This window comes from Pseudomonas sp. LF-5 (assembly GCF_037626295.1).
Taxonomy (GTDB): domain Bacteria; phylum Pseudomonadota; class Gammaproteobacteria; order Pseudomonadales; family Pseudomonadaceae; genus Aquipseudomonas; species Aquipseudomonas monsensis.
This window is the reverse complement of record NZ_JARKMT010000005.1, coordinates 331350-349860: the sequence shown is the minus strand read 5'-3', so window position 1 is coordinate 349860 and position 18511 is coordinate 331350. Positions and strand designations below refer to the sequence as shown.

17 protein-coding genes are annotated in these 18511 nt (G+C 60.0%); 14 read left to right on the top strand and 3 right to left on the bottom strand.

The genetic code is table 11. The features are described 5' to 3' along the window. Positions 1-47: 47 nt before the first annotated feature. The 14 genes from nuoC (at position 48) to PseuLF5_RS17995 (ending at position 16548) form a co-directional block, all read left to right on the top strand. A complete protein-coding gene (nuoC, locus tag PseuLF5_RS18060; RefSeq protein ID WP_123462468.1) occupies positions 48-1832 on the top strand; it encodes an NADH-quinone oxidoreductase subunit C/D in 1785 nt (594 codons plus the stop codon). A 2-nt stretch (positions 1833-1834) separates the two neighbouring features. Further along, positions 1835-2332 carry an NADH-quinone oxidoreductase subunit NuoE gene (gene nuoE, locus PseuLF5_RS18055; protein ID WP_003223804.1) on the top strand — a complete coding sequence of 166 codons (498 nt, stop codon included), beginning with the start codon at positions 1835-1837 and terminating at the stop codon, positions 2330-2332. Beyond that, entirely contained in the window at positions 2329-3684 is a 1356-nt protein-coding gene (nuoF, locus tag PseuLF5_RS18050) for an NADH-quinone oxidoreductase subunit NuoF (RefSeq protein WP_123462465.1), read from the top strand. Before nuoE ends, nuoF begins: the two co-directional genes overlap by 4 nt. 136 nt (positions 3685-3820) lie before the next feature. Beyond that, positions 3821-6535, top strand: coding sequence for an NADH-quinone oxidoreductase subunit NuoG (nuoG, locus tag PseuLF5_RS18045; protein WP_340134199.1), 2715 nt, complete (start codon positions 3821-3823; stop codon positions 6533-6535). Then, the gene (gene nuoH, locus PseuLF5_RS18040; protein WP_007964859.1) at positions 6532-7539 is read left to right on the top strand and encodes an NADH-quinone oxidoreductase subunit NuoH; all 1008 of its coding nucleotides are present in this window, start codon (positions 6532-6534) and stop codon (positions 7537-7539) included. Before nuoG ends, nuoH begins: the two co-directional genes overlap by 4 nt. Before the next feature lie 11 nt (positions 7540-7550). After that, positions 7551-8099, top strand: coding sequence for an NADH-quinone oxidoreductase subunit NuoI (gene nuoI / locus PseuLF5_RS18035; protein ID WP_003223795.1), 549 nt, complete (start codon positions 7551-7553; stop codon positions 8097-8099). 9 nt (positions 8100-8108) lie between these two features. Beyond that, positions 8109-8609, top strand: a complete 501-nt coding sequence (nuoJ, locus tag PseuLF5_RS18030) for an NADH-quinone oxidoreductase subunit J (protein ID WP_340134198.1) — start codon at positions 8109-8111, stop codon at positions 8607-8609. 3 nt (positions 8610-8612) lie between these two features. Then, positions 8613-8921, top strand: coding sequence for an NADH-quinone oxidoreductase subunit NuoK (gene nuoK / locus PseuLF5_RS18025; RefSeq protein WP_003180046.1), 309 nt, complete (start codon positions 8613-8615; stop codon positions 8919-8921). Beyond that, the gene (nuoL, locus tag PseuLF5_RS18020; protein ID WP_222832562.1) at positions 8918-10771 is read left to right on the top strand and encodes an NADH-quinone oxidoreductase subunit L; all 1854 of its coding nucleotides are present in this window, start codon (positions 8918-8920) and stop codon (positions 10769-10771) included. Before nuoK ends, nuoL begins: the two co-directional genes overlap by 4 nt. Positions 10772-10810: 39 nt before the next feature. After that, on the top strand, positions 10811-12343 hold the full coding sequence (nuoM, locus tag PseuLF5_RS18015) for an NADH-quinone oxidoreductase subunit M (RefSeq protein WP_016986254.1): 1533 nt from the start codon (positions 10811-10813) through the stop codon (positions 12341-12343). 7 nt (positions 12344-12350) lie between these two features. After that, positions 12351-13814 carry an NADH-quinone oxidoreductase subunit NuoN gene (gene nuoN / locus PseuLF5_RS18010; RefSeq protein WP_007920173.1) on the top strand — a complete coding sequence of 488 codons (1464 nt, stop codon included), beginning with the start codon at positions 12351-12353 and terminating at the stop codon, positions 13812-13814. A 579-nt stretch (positions 13815-14393) separates the two neighbouring features. Next, a complete protein-coding gene (locus PseuLF5_RS18005) occupies positions 14394-14744 on the top strand; it encodes a toxin (protein ID WP_123462954.1) in 351 nt (116 codons plus the stop codon). Further along, positions 14734-15048 (top strand): helix-turn-helix domain-containing protein, encoded by a 315-nt coding sequence (locus tag PseuLF5_RS18000; RefSeq protein WP_123462457.1) that lies wholly within the window; start codon positions 14734-14736, stop codon positions 15046-15048. Before PseuLF5_RS18005 ends, PseuLF5_RS18000 begins: the two co-directional genes overlap by 11 nt. Positions 15049-15222: 174 nt before the next feature. Next, positions 15223-16548, top strand: a complete 1326-nt coding sequence (locus PseuLF5_RS17995) for an OprD family porin (RefSeq protein WP_340134197.1) — start codon at positions 15223-15225, stop codon at positions 16546-16548. 451 nt (positions 16549-16999) lie between these two features. Here the strand turns inward: PseuLF5_RS17995 and PseuLF5_RS17990 are convergent, their stop codons facing one another. The 3 genes from PseuLF5_RS17990 to PseuLF5_RS17980 all read right to left on the bottom strand — a co-directional run bounded on the left by PseuLF5_RS17990 (position 17000) and on the right by PseuLF5_RS17980 (position 18469). Next, a complete protein-coding gene (locus PseuLF5_RS17990) occupies positions 17000-17380 on the bottom strand; it encodes a DUF6124 family protein (RefSeq protein WP_340134196.1) in 381 nt (126 codons plus the stop codon). A 474-nt stretch (positions 17381-17854) separates the two neighbouring features. Beyond that, a complete protein-coding gene (locus PseuLF5_RS17985; RefSeq protein WP_340134195.1) occupies positions 17855-18187 on the bottom strand; it encodes a DUF2790 domain-containing protein in 333 nt (110 codons plus the stop codon). A 78-nt stretch (positions 18188-18265) separates the two neighbouring features. Further along, positions 18266-18469: a co-regulatory protein PtrA N-terminal domain-containing protein gene (locus PseuLF5_RS17980; protein WP_340134194.1), complete on the bottom strand. Its 204-nt coding sequence runs from the start codon at positions 18467-18469 to the stop codon at positions 18266-18268. Positions 18470-18511 lie beyond the last annotated feature (42 nt).

The window sequence follows — 18511 nt, the reverse complement described above, 5'->3', positions numbered from 1 at the left end:
AGAAGCTGGCTTCATTCTTTACGTTGACCGAAAGCGAAAAAATAACCATGACTACAGGCAGCGCTCTGTACATCCCGCCTTATAAGGCAGACGACCAGGATGTGGTCGTCGAATTGAACAACCGTTTTGGCGCCGAAGCGTTCACCGCTCAGTCGACCCGCACCGGCATGCCGGTGCTGTGGGTGGCGCGCGCCAAACTTGTCGAAGTCCTGACCTTCCTGCGCAACCTGCCCAAGCCGTACGTCATGCTCTATGACCTGCACGGCGTGGACGAGCGTCTGCGCACCAAGCGTCAAGGGCTGCCATCGGGCGCCGACTTCACCGTGTTCTATCACCTCATGTCGCTCGAGCGTAATAGTGACGTGATGATCAAAGTCGCCTTGTCCGAAAGCGACCTGAGCTTGCCGACCGTCACCAGCATCTGGCCGAACGCCAACTGGTACGAGCGTGAAGTCTGGGACATGTACGGCATCGACTTCAAAGGCCACCCGCACCTGTCGCGCATCATGATGCCGCCGACCTGGGAAGGTCACCCGCTGCGCAAGGACTTCCCGGCACGCGCCACCGAATTCGATCCGTTCAGCCTCAACCTCGCCAAGCAACAGCTTGAGGAAGAAGCCGCGCGCTTCCGTCCTGAAGACTGGGGCATGAAGCGTTCCGGTGCCAACGAGGACTACATGTTCCTCAACCTGGGCCCGAACCACCCTTCCGCGCACGGTGCGTTCCGCATCATCCTGCAACTGGACGGTGAAGAGATCGTCGACTGCGTGCCGGACATCGGTTACCACCACCGTGGTGCCGAGAAGATGGCCGAGCGTCAGTCGTGGCACAGCTTCATCCCGTACACCGACCGTATCGACTACCTCGGCGGCGTGATGAACAACCTGCCGTACGTGCTCTCGGTCGAGAAGCTGGCCGGCATCAAGGTGCCCGAAAAGGTCGACGTCATCCGCATCATGATGGCCGAGTTCTTCCGGATCACCAGCCACCTGCTGTTCCTGGGCACCTACATTCAGGACGTTGGTGCGATGACTCCGGTGTTCTTCACCTTCACCGACCGCCAGAAGGCGTACACGGTGATCGAAGCCATCACCGGCTTCCGTCTGCACCCGGCCTGGTACCGCATCGGCGGCGTCGCGCACGATCTGCCGCGCGGCTGGGAAAAACTGGTGAAAGACTTCGTTGAGTGGCTGCCAAAACGCCTCGACGAGTACACCAAGGCCGCCCTGCAGAACAGCATCCTCAAGGGTCGGACCATCGGCGTTGCCCAGTACAACACCAAAGAGGCCCTGGAATGGGGCGTCACCGGTGCCGGCCTGCGTTCGACCGGTTGCGATTTCGACCTGCGTAAAGCGCGCCCGTACTCCGGCTACGAGAACTTCGAGTTCGAAGTACCGCTGGCTGCCAACGGCGATGCCTACGACCGCTGCATGGTCCGCGTCGAAGAGATGCGCCAGAGCATCAAGATCATCGACCAGTGCATGCGCAACATGCCGGAAGGCCCGTACAAGGCGGATCACCCGCTGACCACGCCGCCGCCGAAAGAGCGCACGCTGCAGCACATCGAAACCCTGATCACGCACTTCCTGCAGGTTTCGTGGGGCCCGGTCATGCCGGCCAACGAATCCTTCCAGATGATCGAAGCGACCAAGGGCATCAACAGTTATTACCTGACGAGCGACGGCGGCACCATGAGCTACCGTACCCGGATCCGTACTCCGAGCTTCCCGCACCTGCAGCAGATCCCTTCGGTGATCAAAGGCAGCATGGTCGCGGACTTGATTGCGTACCTGGGTAGTATCGACTTCGTTATGGCCGACGTGGACCGCTAAGCATGAACAGCACGCTTATCCAGACAGACCGTTTCACCTTGAGTGAAACCGAGCGCTCGGCCATCGAGCACGAGCTGCATCACTACGAAGACCCGCGCGCGGCGTCGATCGAAGCCCTGAAGATCGTTCAGAAGGAACGCGGCTGGGTGCCGGATGGCGCCCTGTACGCGATCGGCGAGATCCTCGGCATCCCGGCCAGCGACGTTGAAGGCGTGGCGACGTTCTATAGCCAGATCTTCCGTCAGCCGGTCGGCCGCCACATCATTCGCGTCTGCGACAGCATGGTCTGCTACATCGGCGGCCACGAGTCGGTGGTCAGCGAAATCCAGAACAATCTGGGCATCGGCCTGGGTCAGACCACCGCCGACGGTCGTTTCACCCTGCTGCCTGTCTGCTGCCTCGGCAACTGCGACAAGGCACCGGCGCTGATGATCGACGACGACACCTTTGGCGACGTGCAGCCTGCCGGCGTGGCCAAACTGCTCGAGGGCTACGTATGACCCTGACATCTTTCGGTCCTGCCAACCGCATCAAGCGTTCGGCCGAGACTCACCCGCTGACCTGGCGTCTGCGTGACGACGGCGAAGCCGTGTGGCTCGACGAATACCAGGCCAAGAACGGTTACGCCGCTGCGCGCAAGGCCTTCGCCGACATGGCTCAGGACGACATCGTCCAGACCGTGAAGGACGCAGGCTTGAAAGGTCGCGGCGGTGCAGGCTTCCCCACGGGCGTGAAGTGGGGCCTGATGCCCAAGGACGAATCCATCAACATCCGCTACTTGCTGTGCAACGCGGACGAGATGGAGCCGAACACCTGGAAAGACCGCATGCTGATGGAGCAACTGCCCCATCTGCTGATCGAAGGCATGCTGATCAGTGCCCGCGCCCTGAAAACCTACCGTGGCTACATCTTCCTGCGTGGCGAGTACACCACCGCCGCCAAGCACCTCAACCGTGCCGTGGAAGAAGCCAAGGCTGCTGGCCTTTTGGGTAAAAACATTCTGGGCAGCGGCTTCGATTTCGAGCTGTTCGTCCACACCGGCGCCGGGCGTTACATCTGCGGTGAAGAAACCGCACTGATCAACTCCCTCGAAGGCCGCCGCGCCAACCCGCGCTCCAAGCCGCCCTTCCCTGCCGCCGTGGGCGTGTGGGGCAAGCCGACCTGCGTGAACAACGTGGAAACCCTGTGCAACGTGCCGGCGATCATTGCCGACGGCGTTGACTGGTACAAATCGTTGGCCCGCGAAGGCAGCGAAGACATGGGCACCAAGCTCATGGGCTTCTCCGGCAAGGTCAAGAACCCTGGCCTGTGGGAACTGCCATTCGGCGTGACCGCTCGCGAGCTGTTCGAAGACTACGCCGGCGGCATGCGCGACGGTTACAAACTCAAGGCCTGGCAGCCAGGCGGTGCCGGTACCGGTTTCCTGTTGCCAGAACACCTCGACGCACAGATGTACGCCGGCGGCATCGCCAAAGTGGGCACCCGGATGGGTACCGGCCTGGCGATGGCGGTGGACGACAGCGTCAACATGGTGTCGCTGCTGCGCAACATGGAGCAGTTCTTCGCCCGCGAATCCTGCGGCTTCTGCACCCCGTGCCGTGATGGCCTGCCATGGAGCGTCAAGCTCTTGATGGCCATCGAAGAAGGCCGCGGTCAGCCAGGCGACATCGAGACCCTGCTGGGTCTGGTCGGCTTCCTCGGCCCAGGCAAGACCTTCTGTGCTCACGCACCGGGTGCCGTGGAGCCTTTGGGCAGTGCCATCAAATACTTCCGTCCAGAGTTCGAAGCCGGTATCGCGCCAGTCAGCGCCGCCGTCCCGCCTCTGGCAAGGCCGATCGTAGTCGGCGCGTAAACGCTTAAAAAGGCGAAGGGTCCGTGCCCTTCGCCTTTCGTCCGATGACGCCTTTCGGGGCTGACTGGATTCGGACGAATAACAAGATTCCATTAGCCACGCCCGCTGACACCGGGCCAACGAAGAACTTTGAACCATGGCCACTATCCACGTAGACGGCAAAGCGCTCGAAGTCGACGGGGCAGACAACCTGTTACAGGCATGTCTGTCGCTGGGCCTCGACATCCCTTATTTCTGCTGGCACCCCGCGCTTGGTAGCGTCGGGGCCTGCCGCCAGTGCGCGGTCAAGCAGTACACCGACGAGAACGACACCCGTGGTCGCATCGTCATGTCCTGCATGACGCCTGCCACCGACAACACCTGGATCTCCATCGACGATGAAGAATCCAAGGCGTTCCGCGCCAGTGTTGTCGAATGGCTGATGACCAACCACCCGCACGACTGCCCGGTGTGCGAGGAAGGCGGTCACTGCCACCTGCAAGACATGACCGTGATGACCGGCCACAACGAGCGCCGTTATCGCTTCACCAAACGCACCCACCAGAACCAGCAACTGGGCCCGTTCATTTCCCACGAAATGAACCGCTGCATCGCTTGCTACCGCTGCGTGCGTTTCTACAAGGATTACGCTGGCGGCACCGACCTCGGTGTGTTCGGTGCCCACGACAACGTGTACTTCGGTCGCGTTGAAGACGGCACCCTCGAAAGCGAGTTCTCCGGCAACCTCACCGAGGTCTGCCCGACCGGTGTGTTCACCGACAAGACGCACTCCGAGCGCTACAACCGCAAGTGGGACATGCAGTTCTCGCCGAGCATCTGCCATGGCTGCTCGAGCGGTTGCAACATCTCCCCGGGCGAACGTTACGGCGAGCTGCGTCGCATCGAAAACCGTTTCAACGGTTCGGTGAACCAGTACTTCCTGTGCGACCGTGGCCGTTTCGGTTATGGCTACGTCAACCGCACCGACCGTCCACGTCAGCCAATGCTGGCCGACGGCACCAAGCTGGGCCTGGATCAGGCGCTGGACAAGGCTGCCGATCTGCTGCGCGGGCGCAATATCGTCGGTATCGGTTCGCCGCGTGCCAGCCTCGAAAGCAACTACGCGTTGCGTGAGCTGGTCGGCGCCGAGCACTTCTACTCCGGTATCGAAGCCTCCGAGCTGGAGCGCATCCGTCTGGTCCTGCAAGTGCTGAAAGACAGCCCGCTGCCCGTGCCGAACATGCGCGACATCGAAGACCACGACGCGATCTTCGTCCTCGGTGAAGACCTGACCCAGACCGCAGCGCGTATGGCCCTGGCCCTGCGTCAGTCGGTCAAGGGCAAGGCTGAAGACATGGCCGAAGCCATGCGCGTTCAGCCGTGGCTCGACGCGGCGGTGAAGAACATCGGTCAGCACGAACTGAACCCGCTGTTCATCGCCAGCCTCGCTGAAACCAAGCTCGACGACATCGCCGAAGAATGCGTACACGCCGCTCCGGATGACCTGGCGCGCATCGGTTTCGCCGTTGCTCACGCGCTGGACGCCAGCGCCCCGGCCGTTGAAGGTCTGGACGCCGAAGCCCTGGAGCTGGCCAAGCGCATCGCCGACGCCCTGCTCGCGGCCAAGCGTCCGCTGATCATCGCCGGTACTTCGCTGGGTTCGAAAGCGCTGATCGAAGCGGCGGCGAACATCGCCAAAGCCCTGAAGCTGCGCGAGAAAAACGGTTCGATCAGCCTGATCGTGCCGGAAGCCAACAGCCTTGGCCTGGCCATGCTCGGTGGCGAATCGGTCGACGCAGCGCTGCAAGCCGTGATCGACGGCAAGGCCGACGCCATCGTCGTGCTGGAAAACGATCTGTACACCCGCACCTCGAAAGCCAAGGTCGACGCAGCCCTGAACGCTGCGCAAGTGGTGATCGTTGCCGACCACCAGAAGACCGCCACCACCGACCGCGCGCAACTGGTTCTGCCAGCGGCGAGCTTCGCTGAAGGCGACGGTACGCTGGTCAGCCAGGAAGGCCGCGCCCAGCGCTTCTTCCAGGTTTTCGATCCGCAATACATGGATGCGAGCATCCTGGTTCACGAAGGCTGGCGCTGGCTGCACGCCCTGCGCTCGACCCTGCTGAACCAGCCGATCGACTGGACGCAACTCGACCACGTCACCGCTGCCGTTGCCTCGAGCACCGAGCAACTGGCGCGTATCGTCGACGCAGCCCCATCGGCCGCGTTCCGCATCAAGGGTCTGAAACTGGCGCGTGAGCCGCTGCGTTATTCCGGTCGCACCGCGATGCGCGCCGACATCAGCGTTCACGAACCGCGTACCCCGCAAGACCAAGACACCGCGTTCGCCTTCTCCATGGAAGGTTACTCGGGTTCGGCTGAACCACGTCAGCAAGTGCCATTCGCCTGGTCGCCGGGCTGGAACTCGCCACAAGCGTGGAACAAGTTCCAGGACGAAGTCGGTGGTCACCTGCGCGCTGGCGACCCGGGCACCCGCCTGATCGAAAGCACGGGCGATTCGCTGAACTGGTTCGCTGCCGCTCCGCGTGCGTTCAATCCGGCGCCGGGCACCTGGCAAGCCGTGCCGTTCTACCACTTGTTCGGCAGCGACGAGACCTCGTCGAAAGCCGCACCGGTACAGGAACGCATCCCGGCTCCATACGTGGCACTGGCCAAATCCGAAGCGGATCGCCTGGGCGTCAACGACGGTGCCCTGCTGAGTCTGAACGTGGCCGGCCAGACCCTGCGTCTGCCGCTGCGCATTAATGAAGAACTGGGCGCGGGTCTGGTGGCCTTGCCTGCGGGCATCGCCGGCATTCCACCGGCATTCGCCGGCGTGTCCGTCGACGGTCTGCAGGAGGCAGCGCAATGACCTGGTTCACCCCTGAAGTGATCGACGTGATCCTGACGGTCATCAAAGCCATCGTGATTCTGCTGGCCGTTGTGGTCGCAGGCGCGTTGCTCAGCTTTGTCGAGCGTCGCCTGCTGGGCTGGTGGCAGGACCGTTACGGTCCGAACCGCGTTGGCCCGTTCGGCATGTTCCAGATCGCCGCCGACATGCTGAAGATGTTCTTCAAGGAAGACTGGACCCCGCCGTTTGCCGACAAGGTGATCTTCACCCTGGCACCGGTGGTGGCCATGTCCGCCCTGCTGATCGCCTTTGCGATCATCCCGATCACCCCGACCTGGGGCGTCGCGGATCTGAACATCGGCCTGCTGTTCTTCTTCGCCATGGCCGGTCTGTCGGTCTACGCGGTGCTGTTCGCCGGCTGGTCGAGTAACAACAAGTTCGCCCTGCTCGGCAGCTTGCGTGCCTCGGCGCAAACCGTGTCCTACGAAGTGTTCATGGGCCTGGCCCTGATGGGCATCGTGGTGCAGGTCGGCTCGTTCAACATGCGCGACATCGTCGAGTACCAGGCGCAGAACCTGTGGTTCATCATTCCGCAGTTCTTCGGCTTCTGTACCTTCTTCATTGCTGGCGTGGCCGTGACTCACCGTCACCCGTTCGACCAGCCGGAAGCGGAACAGGAACTGGCCGACGGTTACCACATTGAATACGCCGGTATGAAATGGGGCATGTTCTTCGTCGGTGAATACATCGGCATCATCCTGATCTCGGCGCTGCTGGTCACCCTGTTCTTCGGTGGCTGGCACGGTCCGTTCGGCATCCTGCCGCAACTGTCCTTCGTCTGGTTCGCACTGAAGACCGCGTTCTTCATCATGCTGTTCATCCTGCTGCGCGCTTCCATTCCGCGTCCGCGTTATGACCAGGTGATGGATTTCAGCTGGAAATTCTGCCTGCCACTGACCCTGATCAATTTGCTGATAACCGCTGCGGTTGTGTTGTGGAACACACCTGCGGTTGCGGTTCAGTGAGGATTTGACCCATGTTCAAATATATTGGCGACATCGTTAAGGGTACTGGTACCCAGTTGCGCAGCCTGGTCATGGTCTTCGGCCATGGCTTCCGCAAGCGCGACACCCTGCAATACCCGGAAGAGCCGGTCTACCTGCCACCACGCTACCGTGGTCGCATCGTCCTGACCCGTGACCCCGATGGTGAAGAACGTTGCGTAGCCTGCAACCTGTGCGCCGTGGCGTGCCCGGTGGGTTGCATCTCGCTGCAGAAAGCTGAAACCGAAGACGGTCGCTGGTACCCGGACTTCTTCCGTATCAACTTCTCGCGCTGCATTTTCTGCGGTCTCTGCGAGGAAGCCTGTCCGACCACCGCAATCCAGCTGACTCCGGATTTCGAGATGGCCGAGTTCAAACGTCAGGACCTGGTGTACGAGAAAGAAGATCTTTTGATCTCCGGCCCCGGCAAAAACCCTGATTACAACTTCTATCGTGTTGCAGGTATGGCAATCGCTGGCAAGCCGAAAGGCTCTGCGCAGAACGAAGCCGAACCGATCAACGTGAAGAGCTTGCTGCCTTAAGGAAGAACGATGGAATTCGCTTTCTATTTCGCATCGGGTATCGCTGTTGTGTCCACGCTACGTGTGGTCACCAACACCAACCCTGTGCACGCCCTGCTCTACCTGATCATCTCGTTGATCGCCGTGGCCATGACTTTCTTCGCACTCGGCGCACCATTCGCCGGCGTGCTGGAAGTGATCGCCTACGCCGGCGCCATCATGGTGCTGTTCGTGTTCGTGGTGATGATGCTGAACCTGGGGCCCGCCTCGGTTCAGCAGGAACGCACCTGGCTCAAGCCCGGCATCTGGGCAGGACCGGTGATTCTCGCCGCCCTGCTGCTGGCCGAACTGCTGTATGTGCTGTTCGCTCACCAGAGCGGTCAGGCCATCGGCCACACCACCGTAGACGCGAAAACCGTGGGCATCAGCCTGTTCGGTCCGTACCTGCTGGTGGTCGAACTCGCCTCGATGCTGCTGCTCGCCGCAGCCGTCACGGCGTTCCATTTGGGCCGTAACGAGGCGAAGGAGTAAGACATGCCTGCTATCCCTCTCGAGCATGGATTGGCCGTTGCCGGCATCCTGTTCTGCCTTGGTCTGGTCGGCCTGATGGTCCGCCGCAACATTTTGTTCGTGTTGATGAGTCTGGAAGTGATGATGAACGCCTCTGCACTGGCCTTCATCGTTGCGGGCGCCCGCTGGGCGCAACCGGATGGACAGATCATGTTCATCCTGGTGATCAGCCTGGCAGCCGCCGAAGCCAGTATTGGCCTGGCGATCCTGCTGCAACTGTATCGCCGCTTCCACACGCTCGATATCGACGCTGCCAGTGAGATGCGCGGATGAACCTAATCTTTCTGACTTTCGTATTCCCTCTGATCGGTTTCCTGCTGCTGTCGTTCTCCCGTGGACGCTGGTCGGAAAACCTCTCGGCGCTGATCGGCGTGGGTTCCATTGGCTTGTCGGCGATTGTCGCCGCCTACGTCATCTGGCAATTCAACGTCGCGCCTCCCGAAGGCGGTCACTACACCCTGGTGCTGTGGAAGTGGATGGCGGTCGAAGGCTTCAAGCCTGACTTCGCCCTCTACATCGACGGCCTGTCGATCACCATGCTCGGCGTGGTGGTGGGCGTCGGTTTCCTGATCCATCTGTTCGCGTCCTGGTACATGCGCGGCGAAGCGGGTTACTCGCGCTTCTTCTCGTACACCAACCTGTTTATCGCCAGCATGCTGTTCCTGGTACTCGGCGATAACCTGTTGTTCCTGTACTTCGGCTGGGAAGGCGTGGGCCTGTGCTCGTACCTGTTGATCGGTTTCTACTACAGCAACCGCAACAACGGTAACGCCGCACTCAAGGCCTTCATCGTCACCCGGATCGGCGACGTGTTCATGGCCATCGGCCTGTTCATCCTGTTCCAGCAAGTGGGCACGTTAAACATCCAGGAACTGCTGGTGCTGGCACCGCAGAAATTCCAGGTCGGCGACTTCTGGATCACTCTGGCGACCCTGATGCTGCTGGGTGGTGCGGTCGGTAAATCGGCGCAACTGCCACTGCAAACCTGGCTCGCGGACGCGATGGCCGGCCCGACCCCGGTGTCGGCACTGATCCACGCTGCAACCATGGTGACCGCCGGTGTCTATCTGATCGCCCGTACCCACGGACTGTTCACCCTGGCGCCGGACATCCTGCACCTGGTCGGCATCGTTGGTGGTGTGACCCTGGTTCTCGCAGGCTTCGCCGCACTGGTACAGACCGACATCAAACGTATCCTCGCCTACTCGACCATGAGCCAGATCGGCTACATGTTCCTGGCGCTGGGCGTTGGCGCCTGGGATGGCGCGATTTTCCACCTGATGACCCACGCCTTCTTCAAGGCCCTGCTGTTCCTTGCTTCCGGTGCGGTGATCGTTGCCTGCCACCACGAGCAGAACATCTTCAAGATGGGCGGTCTGTGGAAAAAACTGCCACTGGCCTACGCCAGCTTCATCGTCGGCGGCGCGGCGCTGGCCGCTCTGCCACTGGTCACCGCAGGCTTCTACTCCAAGGACGAAATCCTCTGGGAAGCGTTCGCCAGCGGCAACCACGGTCTGCTCTATGCAGGTCTGGTCGGCGCGTTCATGACGTCGCTGTACACCTTCCGCCTGATCTTCATCACGTTCCACGGTGAAGCCAAGACTGAAGCCCACGCCGGTCACGGCATCGCTCACTGGCTGCCGCTGTCGGTGCTGATCGTGCTGTCGACCTTCGTCGGCGCCATGATCGTGCCACCGCTGCACGGCGTACTGCCAGAAAGCGTTGGGCATGCCGGTGGCGAAGCCAAGCACAGTCTGGAAATCGCCTCGGGCGCCATTGCCCTGGCCGGTATCCTGCTGGCGGCCCTGCTGTTCCTCGGCAAGCGTCGCTTCGTGACGGCGATTGCCAACAGCGGCATCGGCCGTTTCCTTTCGGCCTGGTGGTTCGCTGCCTGGGGCTTCGACTGGATCTACGACAAACTGTTCGTCAAGCCTTACCTGGCGATCAGCCACGTACTGCGCAAAGACCCGCTCGACCAGACCATCGGTCTGATCCCGCGTATGGCCAAGGGTGGTCACACTGCCCTGAGCCGCACCGAGACCGGTCAACTGCGTTGGTACGCTGCTTCGATGGCTGCTGGTGCCGTGCTGGTTATCGGCGCCATCGTGCTGGTAGCGGTCTGATATGAACCTTGCGAATTTGCGAAAGGAAACGAGCCCGTCATGATTCTGCCTTGGCTAATCCTGATCCCCTTCATCGGCGGCCTGCTGTGCTGGATGGGTGAGCGCTTCGGCGCTACCCTCCCCCGCTGGATTGCGCTGTTGACCATGACCCTGGAACTCGCCCTCGGCCTCTGGCTGTGGGCCCACGGTGACTATTCATTTGCTCCGGCGCCTGGCGCCGATCCGACCTGGGCGCTTGAGTTCAAGCACGTCTGGATCCAGCGCTTCGGCATCAACGTGCACCTGGCCCTCGACGGCCTGTCGCTGTTGATGATCCTGCTGACCGGCCTGCTGGGTATCCTCTCGGTACTCTGCTCGTGGAAAGAGATTCAACGTCACGTTGGCTTCTTCCACCTGAACCTGATGTGGATCCTGGGCGGCGTGGTCGGCGTGTTCCTCGCCCTCGACCTGTTCATGTTCTTCTTCTTCTGGGAAATGATGCTGGTGCCGATGTACTTCCTCATCGCGCTCTGGGGTCACAGTTCTTCGGACGGCAAGAAAACCCGGATCTACGCAGCGACCAAGTTCTTCATCTTCACTCAGGCTTCCGGCCTGATCATGCTGGTGGCGATCCTCGGTCTGGTACTGGTCAACTTCAACAACACCGGCGTGATTACCTTCAACTACGCCGATCTGTTGAAAACCAAGATGTCGATGACCACCGAGTACATCCTGATGCTCGGCTTCTTCATCGCCTTCGCGGTCAAGCTGCCGGTGGTTCCGTTCCACTCGTGGTTGCCTGATGCCCACGCCCAGGCGCCGACTGCCGGTTCCGTCGACCTCGCCGGTATCCTGCTGAAAACCGCGGCCTACGGTCTGCTGCGCTTCGCCCTGCCGCTGTTCCCGAATGCGTCGGCCGAGTTTGCGCCGATCGCCATGACCCTCGGTCTGATCGGGATCTTCTACGGTGCGTTCCTCGCTTTCGCACAAACCGACATCAAGCGTCTGATCGCCTTCTCTTCCGTGTCCCACATGGGCTTCGTGTTGATCGGCATCTACTCCGGCAGCCAACTGGCGCTGCAAGGTGCAGTGATCCAGATGCTGGCGCACGGTGTGTCGGCGGCAGCACTGTTTATCCTCAGCGGTCAGTTGTACGAGCGTCTGCACACTCGTGACATGCGTGAGATGGGCGGTCTGTGGTCGCGTATCGCTTACCTGCCGGCGATCAGCCTGTTCTTTGCAGCCGCTTCGTTGGGTCTGCCGGGTACCGGTAACTTTGTCGGTGAGTTCCTGATCCTGATCGGCTCTTTCGCCAGCTGGCCTTGGATCACTGCGATTGCCACCTCCGGTCTGGTGTTCGGTTCGGTCTACTCGCTGATCATGATCCACCGTGCCTACTTCGGTCCGTCCAAGTCGGATTCGATCCTGCACGGCATGGACGCTCGCGAACTGATCATGGTGCTGGGCCTTGCGGTACTGCTGGTTTACCTCGGCGTTTACCCGCAACCGTTCCTCGACACGTCTGCCGCCACGATGCATGGCGTGCAGCAGTGGCTCGGCACCGCCTTCACTCAACTCGCTTCGGCCCGGTAAGAGCGCTATGGAATTCACGATTCAACACTTTATTGCGCTTGCGCCACTGTTGATCACCAGCCTCACCATTATCGTGGTGATGCTGGCAATCGCCTGGCGCCGCAACCACTCGCAGACCTTCCTGATCTCGGTCGCCGGTCTGAACCTGGCCCTGCTGTCGATCCTGCCAGCCCTGAAAGTCGCGCCTCTGGCCGTGACCCCATTGCTGCAGATCGACACCTTTGCTTGCCTGTACATGGCGCTGATCCTGGTCGCCACCCTCGCCTGCGTCACCCTCGCCCACGCCTATTTGGGCGATGGCGGTTCGGGTTACCCGGGCAACCGTGAAGAACTTTACCTGCTGATCCTGATGGCCGCCGCCGGTGGCCTGGTTCTCGTCAGCGCGCAGCACCTGGCCGGGTTGTTCATCGGTCTGGAACTGCTCTCGGTACCGGTTTACGGTCTGGTGGCTTACGCCTTCTTCAACAAGCGTTCGCTGGAAGCCGGCATCAAGTACATGGTGCTGTCGGCCGCCGGTTCCGCGTTCCTGTTGTTCGGTATGGCCCTGCTGTACGCCGACTCGGGTTCGCTGAGCTTCGTTGGCATCGGTCAGGCGCTGGCCGCAACTGGCCTGCCGAGTTCGCTGGCACAACTGGGCCTGGGCATGATGCTGATCGGTCTGGCGTTCAAGCTGTCGCTGGTGCCGTTCCACCTGTGGACGCCGGACGTCTACGAAGGTGCTCCGGCACCGGTGGCGGCGTTCCTCGCGACCGCTTCGAAGGTTGCGGTGTTCGCGGTGATGGTGCGTCTGTTCCAGATCTCCCCTGCTGCCAGCAGCGGCGTGCTGAGCGACGTGCTGACCGTGATCGCGATTGCCTCGATCCTGTTCGGTAACCTGCTGGCCCTGACCCAGAGCAACCTCAAGCGTCTGCTCGGTTACTCGTCCATCGCGCACTTCGGCTACCTGCTGATCGCTCTGGTGGCGAGCAAGGGTCTGGCGGTGGAAGCCATTGGCGTCTACCTGGTCACCTACGTGATCACCAGCCTCGGCGCCTTCGGCGTGATCACCCTGATGTCCTCGCCGTACAACGGCCGTGACGCAGACGCTCTGTACGAATACCGCGGCCTGTTCTGGCGCCGTCCGTACCTGACCGCCGTTCTGACCGTGATGATGCTGTCCCTGGCCGGTATCCCGCTGACCGCGGGCTTCATCGGCAAGTTCTACATCATCGCTACCGGTGTTGAATCGCACCAATGGTGGCTGGTCGGCTCGCTGGTTCTGGGCAGCGCCATCGGCGTCTTCTACTACCTGCGCGTGATGGTCACCCTGTACCTGATCGAGCCAAACCTGCGTCGCCACGACGCCCAGTTGCACTGGGAACAGAAGGCAGGCGGCGTGATGCTGCTGGCTATCGCCCTGGTTGCGTTCTTCCTGGGTGTGTACCCGCAGCCATTGCTGACTCTGGTTCAGCAGGCGGGTCTGGCGGGCTGATTGCCTGGCGGGCTACAAAACGGAAACGGCACCTTCGGGTGCCGTTTTTGTTTTTGCGGGAATCAACATCTCAAGCGCTTGCACTGGCCTCACCGCGGGCAAGCCCGGCTCGCACAGGTTTGTGTGCCGCTCACATCATTCGGGCACATCTGAAAACCACTGTGGGAGTGAGCCGGCTCGCGAAGGTGTTGGGACATTCAACATCTTCATTGCCTGACAATCCGCTATCGCGAGCAGGCTCGCTCCAGGTTGTGTGTCGTTGTCAGATTCTGTGTCTTCCCGGATGACTGTGGGAGCGTGGCTTGCCCGCGAAGGCGTCGGCACACTCAACCTCTTCATAACCTGACACCCCGCCGCTATCGCCATTCGGCGCTGGACACTGCTGCGCGATTGTTCTGACACGCCAGTTGCGAAGCTTCTTCATAGATCCATCGAACGTTCTCACCACTCGCGGCGATTCGTCCTACAGGTGTTTTTACGACCGGCGTCTACCGTTAAAAAAGGGACGAAAAGCAAGGCCAGGAGGCCTTGACCGATTCGATTATCGAGACAACACTATACGCAGGTAACGTACAGAACATGGATGCTCTATTTATCGAATTGCCTGTGTTTCAGAAGCACCGAGACGACTATCTGGATGACGATCTGTTTCGCAGCTTGCAACTGGAGTTGCTGAAAAATCCGGAAGCGGGCGATCTCATCGAGGACACAGGCGGGCTTCGTAAAATTCGCTTTAGCGACCAACGAAGAGGGAAAGGTAAACGTAGCGGATTACGAGTGATTTATTACTGGTGGTCAGGCTTCGATCAGTTCTGGCTCTTTACCGTCTACAGCAAAAACGAGCAGGACAATTTGACGCCTGCCCAGAAAAAACTTTTCAGAAAGACACTGGATAAAGAACTCAACGCGAGAACCCACTATGAAACGTGACATTTTTTCCGAACTGATGGATGGACTGGAAGCACTGGCCGATGAACGCCAAGGCAAAATCACCTTGCGTACCCACAAGGTTCAGTTGCCAAAACTGATGCCGATCACTGCGGATGAAGTCGTCGCCATCCGTCAGCAACTGAATCTGTCCCGGTCAGTATTCGCAATGTATCTGCGCACCAACACGCGAACGCTGGAAAACTGGGAACAAGGACGAGCGACACCCAATGCTCAGGCCACCACCCTGATCCGTCTGGTCGAACGTTTCCCACAAACGATCGAACAACTCGCAGCCCTGACCTGACACAGTATTTCCACCCCGCCCACATGACCAAATTGTAATTCCCCCATCACCTTGGCGTTATCCGCAGCTTGCAACGATGTCACCCGGCGACCCATGCCGACGGGCCCTTGCCCGTCGAACAATAAAACCCACGCCGACGCACGTTCCCGTTCTGCCGAACCCAAGGAGTGTTTGATGGTTAACCCTACAAAAATATCGTTGGCCGCTTTAGCGGTGGTGGTCGGTTCAGGGCCGTCCCTGGTGTTTGCAGAGGACAAGCCCGAAGGCTTTGTCGAAGGCAGCAGCCTGACGGTGCTCAACCGTAACCTCTACTTCAATCGTGATCACCGTAACGGCCAGTCCAGCCCTACCGGCAATGGTTATTCCGAAGCCTGGGCGCATGCGGTGATCAGCAAGTTCGAATCCGGTTTCACCCAAGGCACCGTCGGGGTCGGGGTCGATGCGTTTGCCATGATCGGTTTGAAACTCGACACCGGTGACGGGCGCAACGGTGGGCGCAGTTCGTTCGATGTGTTGCCGGTCAACCGAGACGGCCAGGCACGGGACGAATACACCAAAATCGGTGGCGCCGCCAAAGTGCGGGCGTTCGATACAGTGGTCAAGGTCGGTGATGTGTTCCCGGCCAACCCGATGGTGGCGGCCGGTGACTCGCGCCTGCTGCCGGAAAGCTTTCGCGGGGTGACGGCGACCAACACCAGCATTGCGGGCCTGTCGATTCAGGGCGGGCGTTTGCATGCGATGAGCCAACCGGTGTCCAGCGACCTGCGCGAAAACTTCGCCACCTTCTACGGCGGCCCGGTCAATTCGCCGTGGATCGCTTACGGCGGTGTCGACTACGTGCTGAACAAGAACCTCAGTTTCAGCCTGTACTCCAGTCGCCTCAAGGATGCCTGGAATCAATACTACGCCGGCACCGCATGGACCTATCCCCTGTCTGACGACCTCTCGCTGTTCGGCGGCCTGAACTATTACAAGGCGGTCGACGAAGGCAAACAACTGCTTGGCGAGTTCGACAACAACATCTGGAGCGGCCGGGTCGGTATGAAGCTCGGCGCCCACTCCGTCGCCCTCTCCCATCAGCGCAACAACGGTAATGACGACTTCGATTACCTGCGCCAGTCCGACTCGATCTTTCTCGACAACTCCATTCAGTACAGCGACTTCAACTCGCCGCAAGAACGTTCGTGGATGGTGCGTTATGACCTCGACATGAGCACTTACGGCGTGCCCGGTCTGTCGTTCATGACCCGATATGCGCGCGGCACCGATGCCGATTACAGCAACGCCAATGCCGTGTACATGCGCCGCGACGCCGAGGGCAATCCGCTGACCGACCAGAAGCGCTGGGAGCGCAATATCGAAGTCAAATACGTGGTGCAGAGCGGTTCGATGAAAGACCTGTCATTGCGCTTGCGCCAGGCGACGACACGCGCCACGGCGTTCGAGTCGGATCTGGATGAAGTGCGGGTGATTGTCGAATACCCGCTGGCCATTCTCTGACTGCTCGGTTGATGCAAATTCACCTTTAGAAGCTCCTTGCTCCTTTGGTAAGAGGTGAATCCTTTGGCGTCCTTCGGGGCGCTTTTTTTTGCTTTGCGTTTTGCCGTGGTTATGTTTTCCAGGTTTAGGCCCGGCCCTCACCCTAGCCCTCTCCCAGAGGTAGAGGGGACTGACCGAGTTGGCTGTTGCAGATACATCGACCTGAAAAACCGGGGCGTACTCTGGTTTTGAATGGCTTGAAAGCCTGCTCCCTTCCCCCTCGAGTAGAGGGGACTGACCGAGCTGGTTGTTGAAGATGCATCGACCTGAAAAACCGGGGCGTACTTTGGTTTTGAATGGCTTGAAGATCTGCTCCCTTTCCCCCTCGCCCCCTCGGGGGAGAGGGCTGGGGTGAGGGGGCAGGATTGTGAGTTCAACACACAAACAACGGATAAAACCCGGCCATTGATAGCTACGCTGCAGGCTCGACGTTATCCAGCGCCTTGTTCACCGCCAGTTCGCCAAGCATGACCACCTGCGCGATACCGAGCAGGGTCTTGCGATGGGTACCGTTCAGCAGCGCAGCGAAGTCACCGAGCATTACCGTGGCCGAGGCCAGGGATTCGCTGGCGTTGGCCAGTAATGATTCGGTGTCGGCTTTGGGATTGACCAGGAACATCTGGTTGGGGATGTACGGTGCGGACATGATGGCGGCCGACGGTTTGAGGTAGAAGTCGAGGGCGCGGTCGGCGGCTTCGTGGAGTTTTCGGGTGTCGACGGAGGCGTAAGGGGATGTTGAGTTGGCGTCGGGGATTGCGTCTGCTTCGGGGGGATTGGGTGTTGGCTTTTTCATAATGTTTTACTCAGCTTGAAGGTGGAGCTGGCCCTTTCGGTTCCACGCGAAAGGGTGGCAGCTGTACGCAGGTTGGAACCCGGGCAACTGAGCAAACCCGACAGACTCGAAGTCTCCCGCGCACAGCCGCCATAACGGAGTGCACACATGAAAGTGCGCAAGCATACGTCATGAACAGTGCGTTTGGCTTCAGTTGAGCCGTGGGGTTCCAATCCCGATCGCTGAATTGGCAGCGACCCACACAGGCTAGAGAGCGGACGTCCGACGGACAACCTGAAAACATTGTGGGAAGGTTCCGTACTTCCAACACAGCCTTTAAACATCACGAATTGAAATACGCATCGTGATATTGAAATTCGGCCCTGTAGGAGCTGCCGAAGGCTGCGATCTTTTGACTTTGATTTTTAAGATCAAGATCAAAAGATCGCAGCCTTCGGCAGCTCCTACAGGGGACCGCGTTCAGACGTTACAGATTCAGCTACCGCCGTTTCGACACACGCCCATCACGTTGTACTTGATGGTATTGAGCAGACCTTTGGAGTCCTCGTAGGTCATCGCGGTGGGCACCACTTTGCACGCAGGCTGCGGCTTCACAACACTCACCACCTTGGCCACGTCCAGCTTCATTCCGTAGGTGTAATCCTTCACCACCGGCGGTGCTTTGCCCTGGTTGGCGGCGTACTGTTCCATGGCTTTGCTGTTGGCGCTGAGCGCGCGTTCAAAGGTGCGGTCACCACCGCCTTCGGCCAGCACATTCACAGACATCGCCATGACAGCAGCGAATGCGATCAACTTGAGTACTTTCATATCTCTTTCCTTCCCGTCCGGGCGTAAAAAAAGCCCGGCATCGATGCGCGATATCGGGCTTGTTCAGGTGCAGAAGGCTTACAGATCGCGGGTTATGTCATCTTTCTTGTCGTTGACGACTACCGGGTTGCCGGCGGCTTTTTCCTTGGCGACGAAGAGTTCCATAGAGCGGTCGTGGCTGGTCATCATCCGCTCGAACGTGCGGTCGCCGCCGCCTTCGGCCAGGGCCACGGAAGAGATCGCCAACGCCACAACAAAAGCACCCATCTGTACGACTTTCATCTTTGATTCCTCGTTTAAGTAACTGACGGGATCAAGGTAACA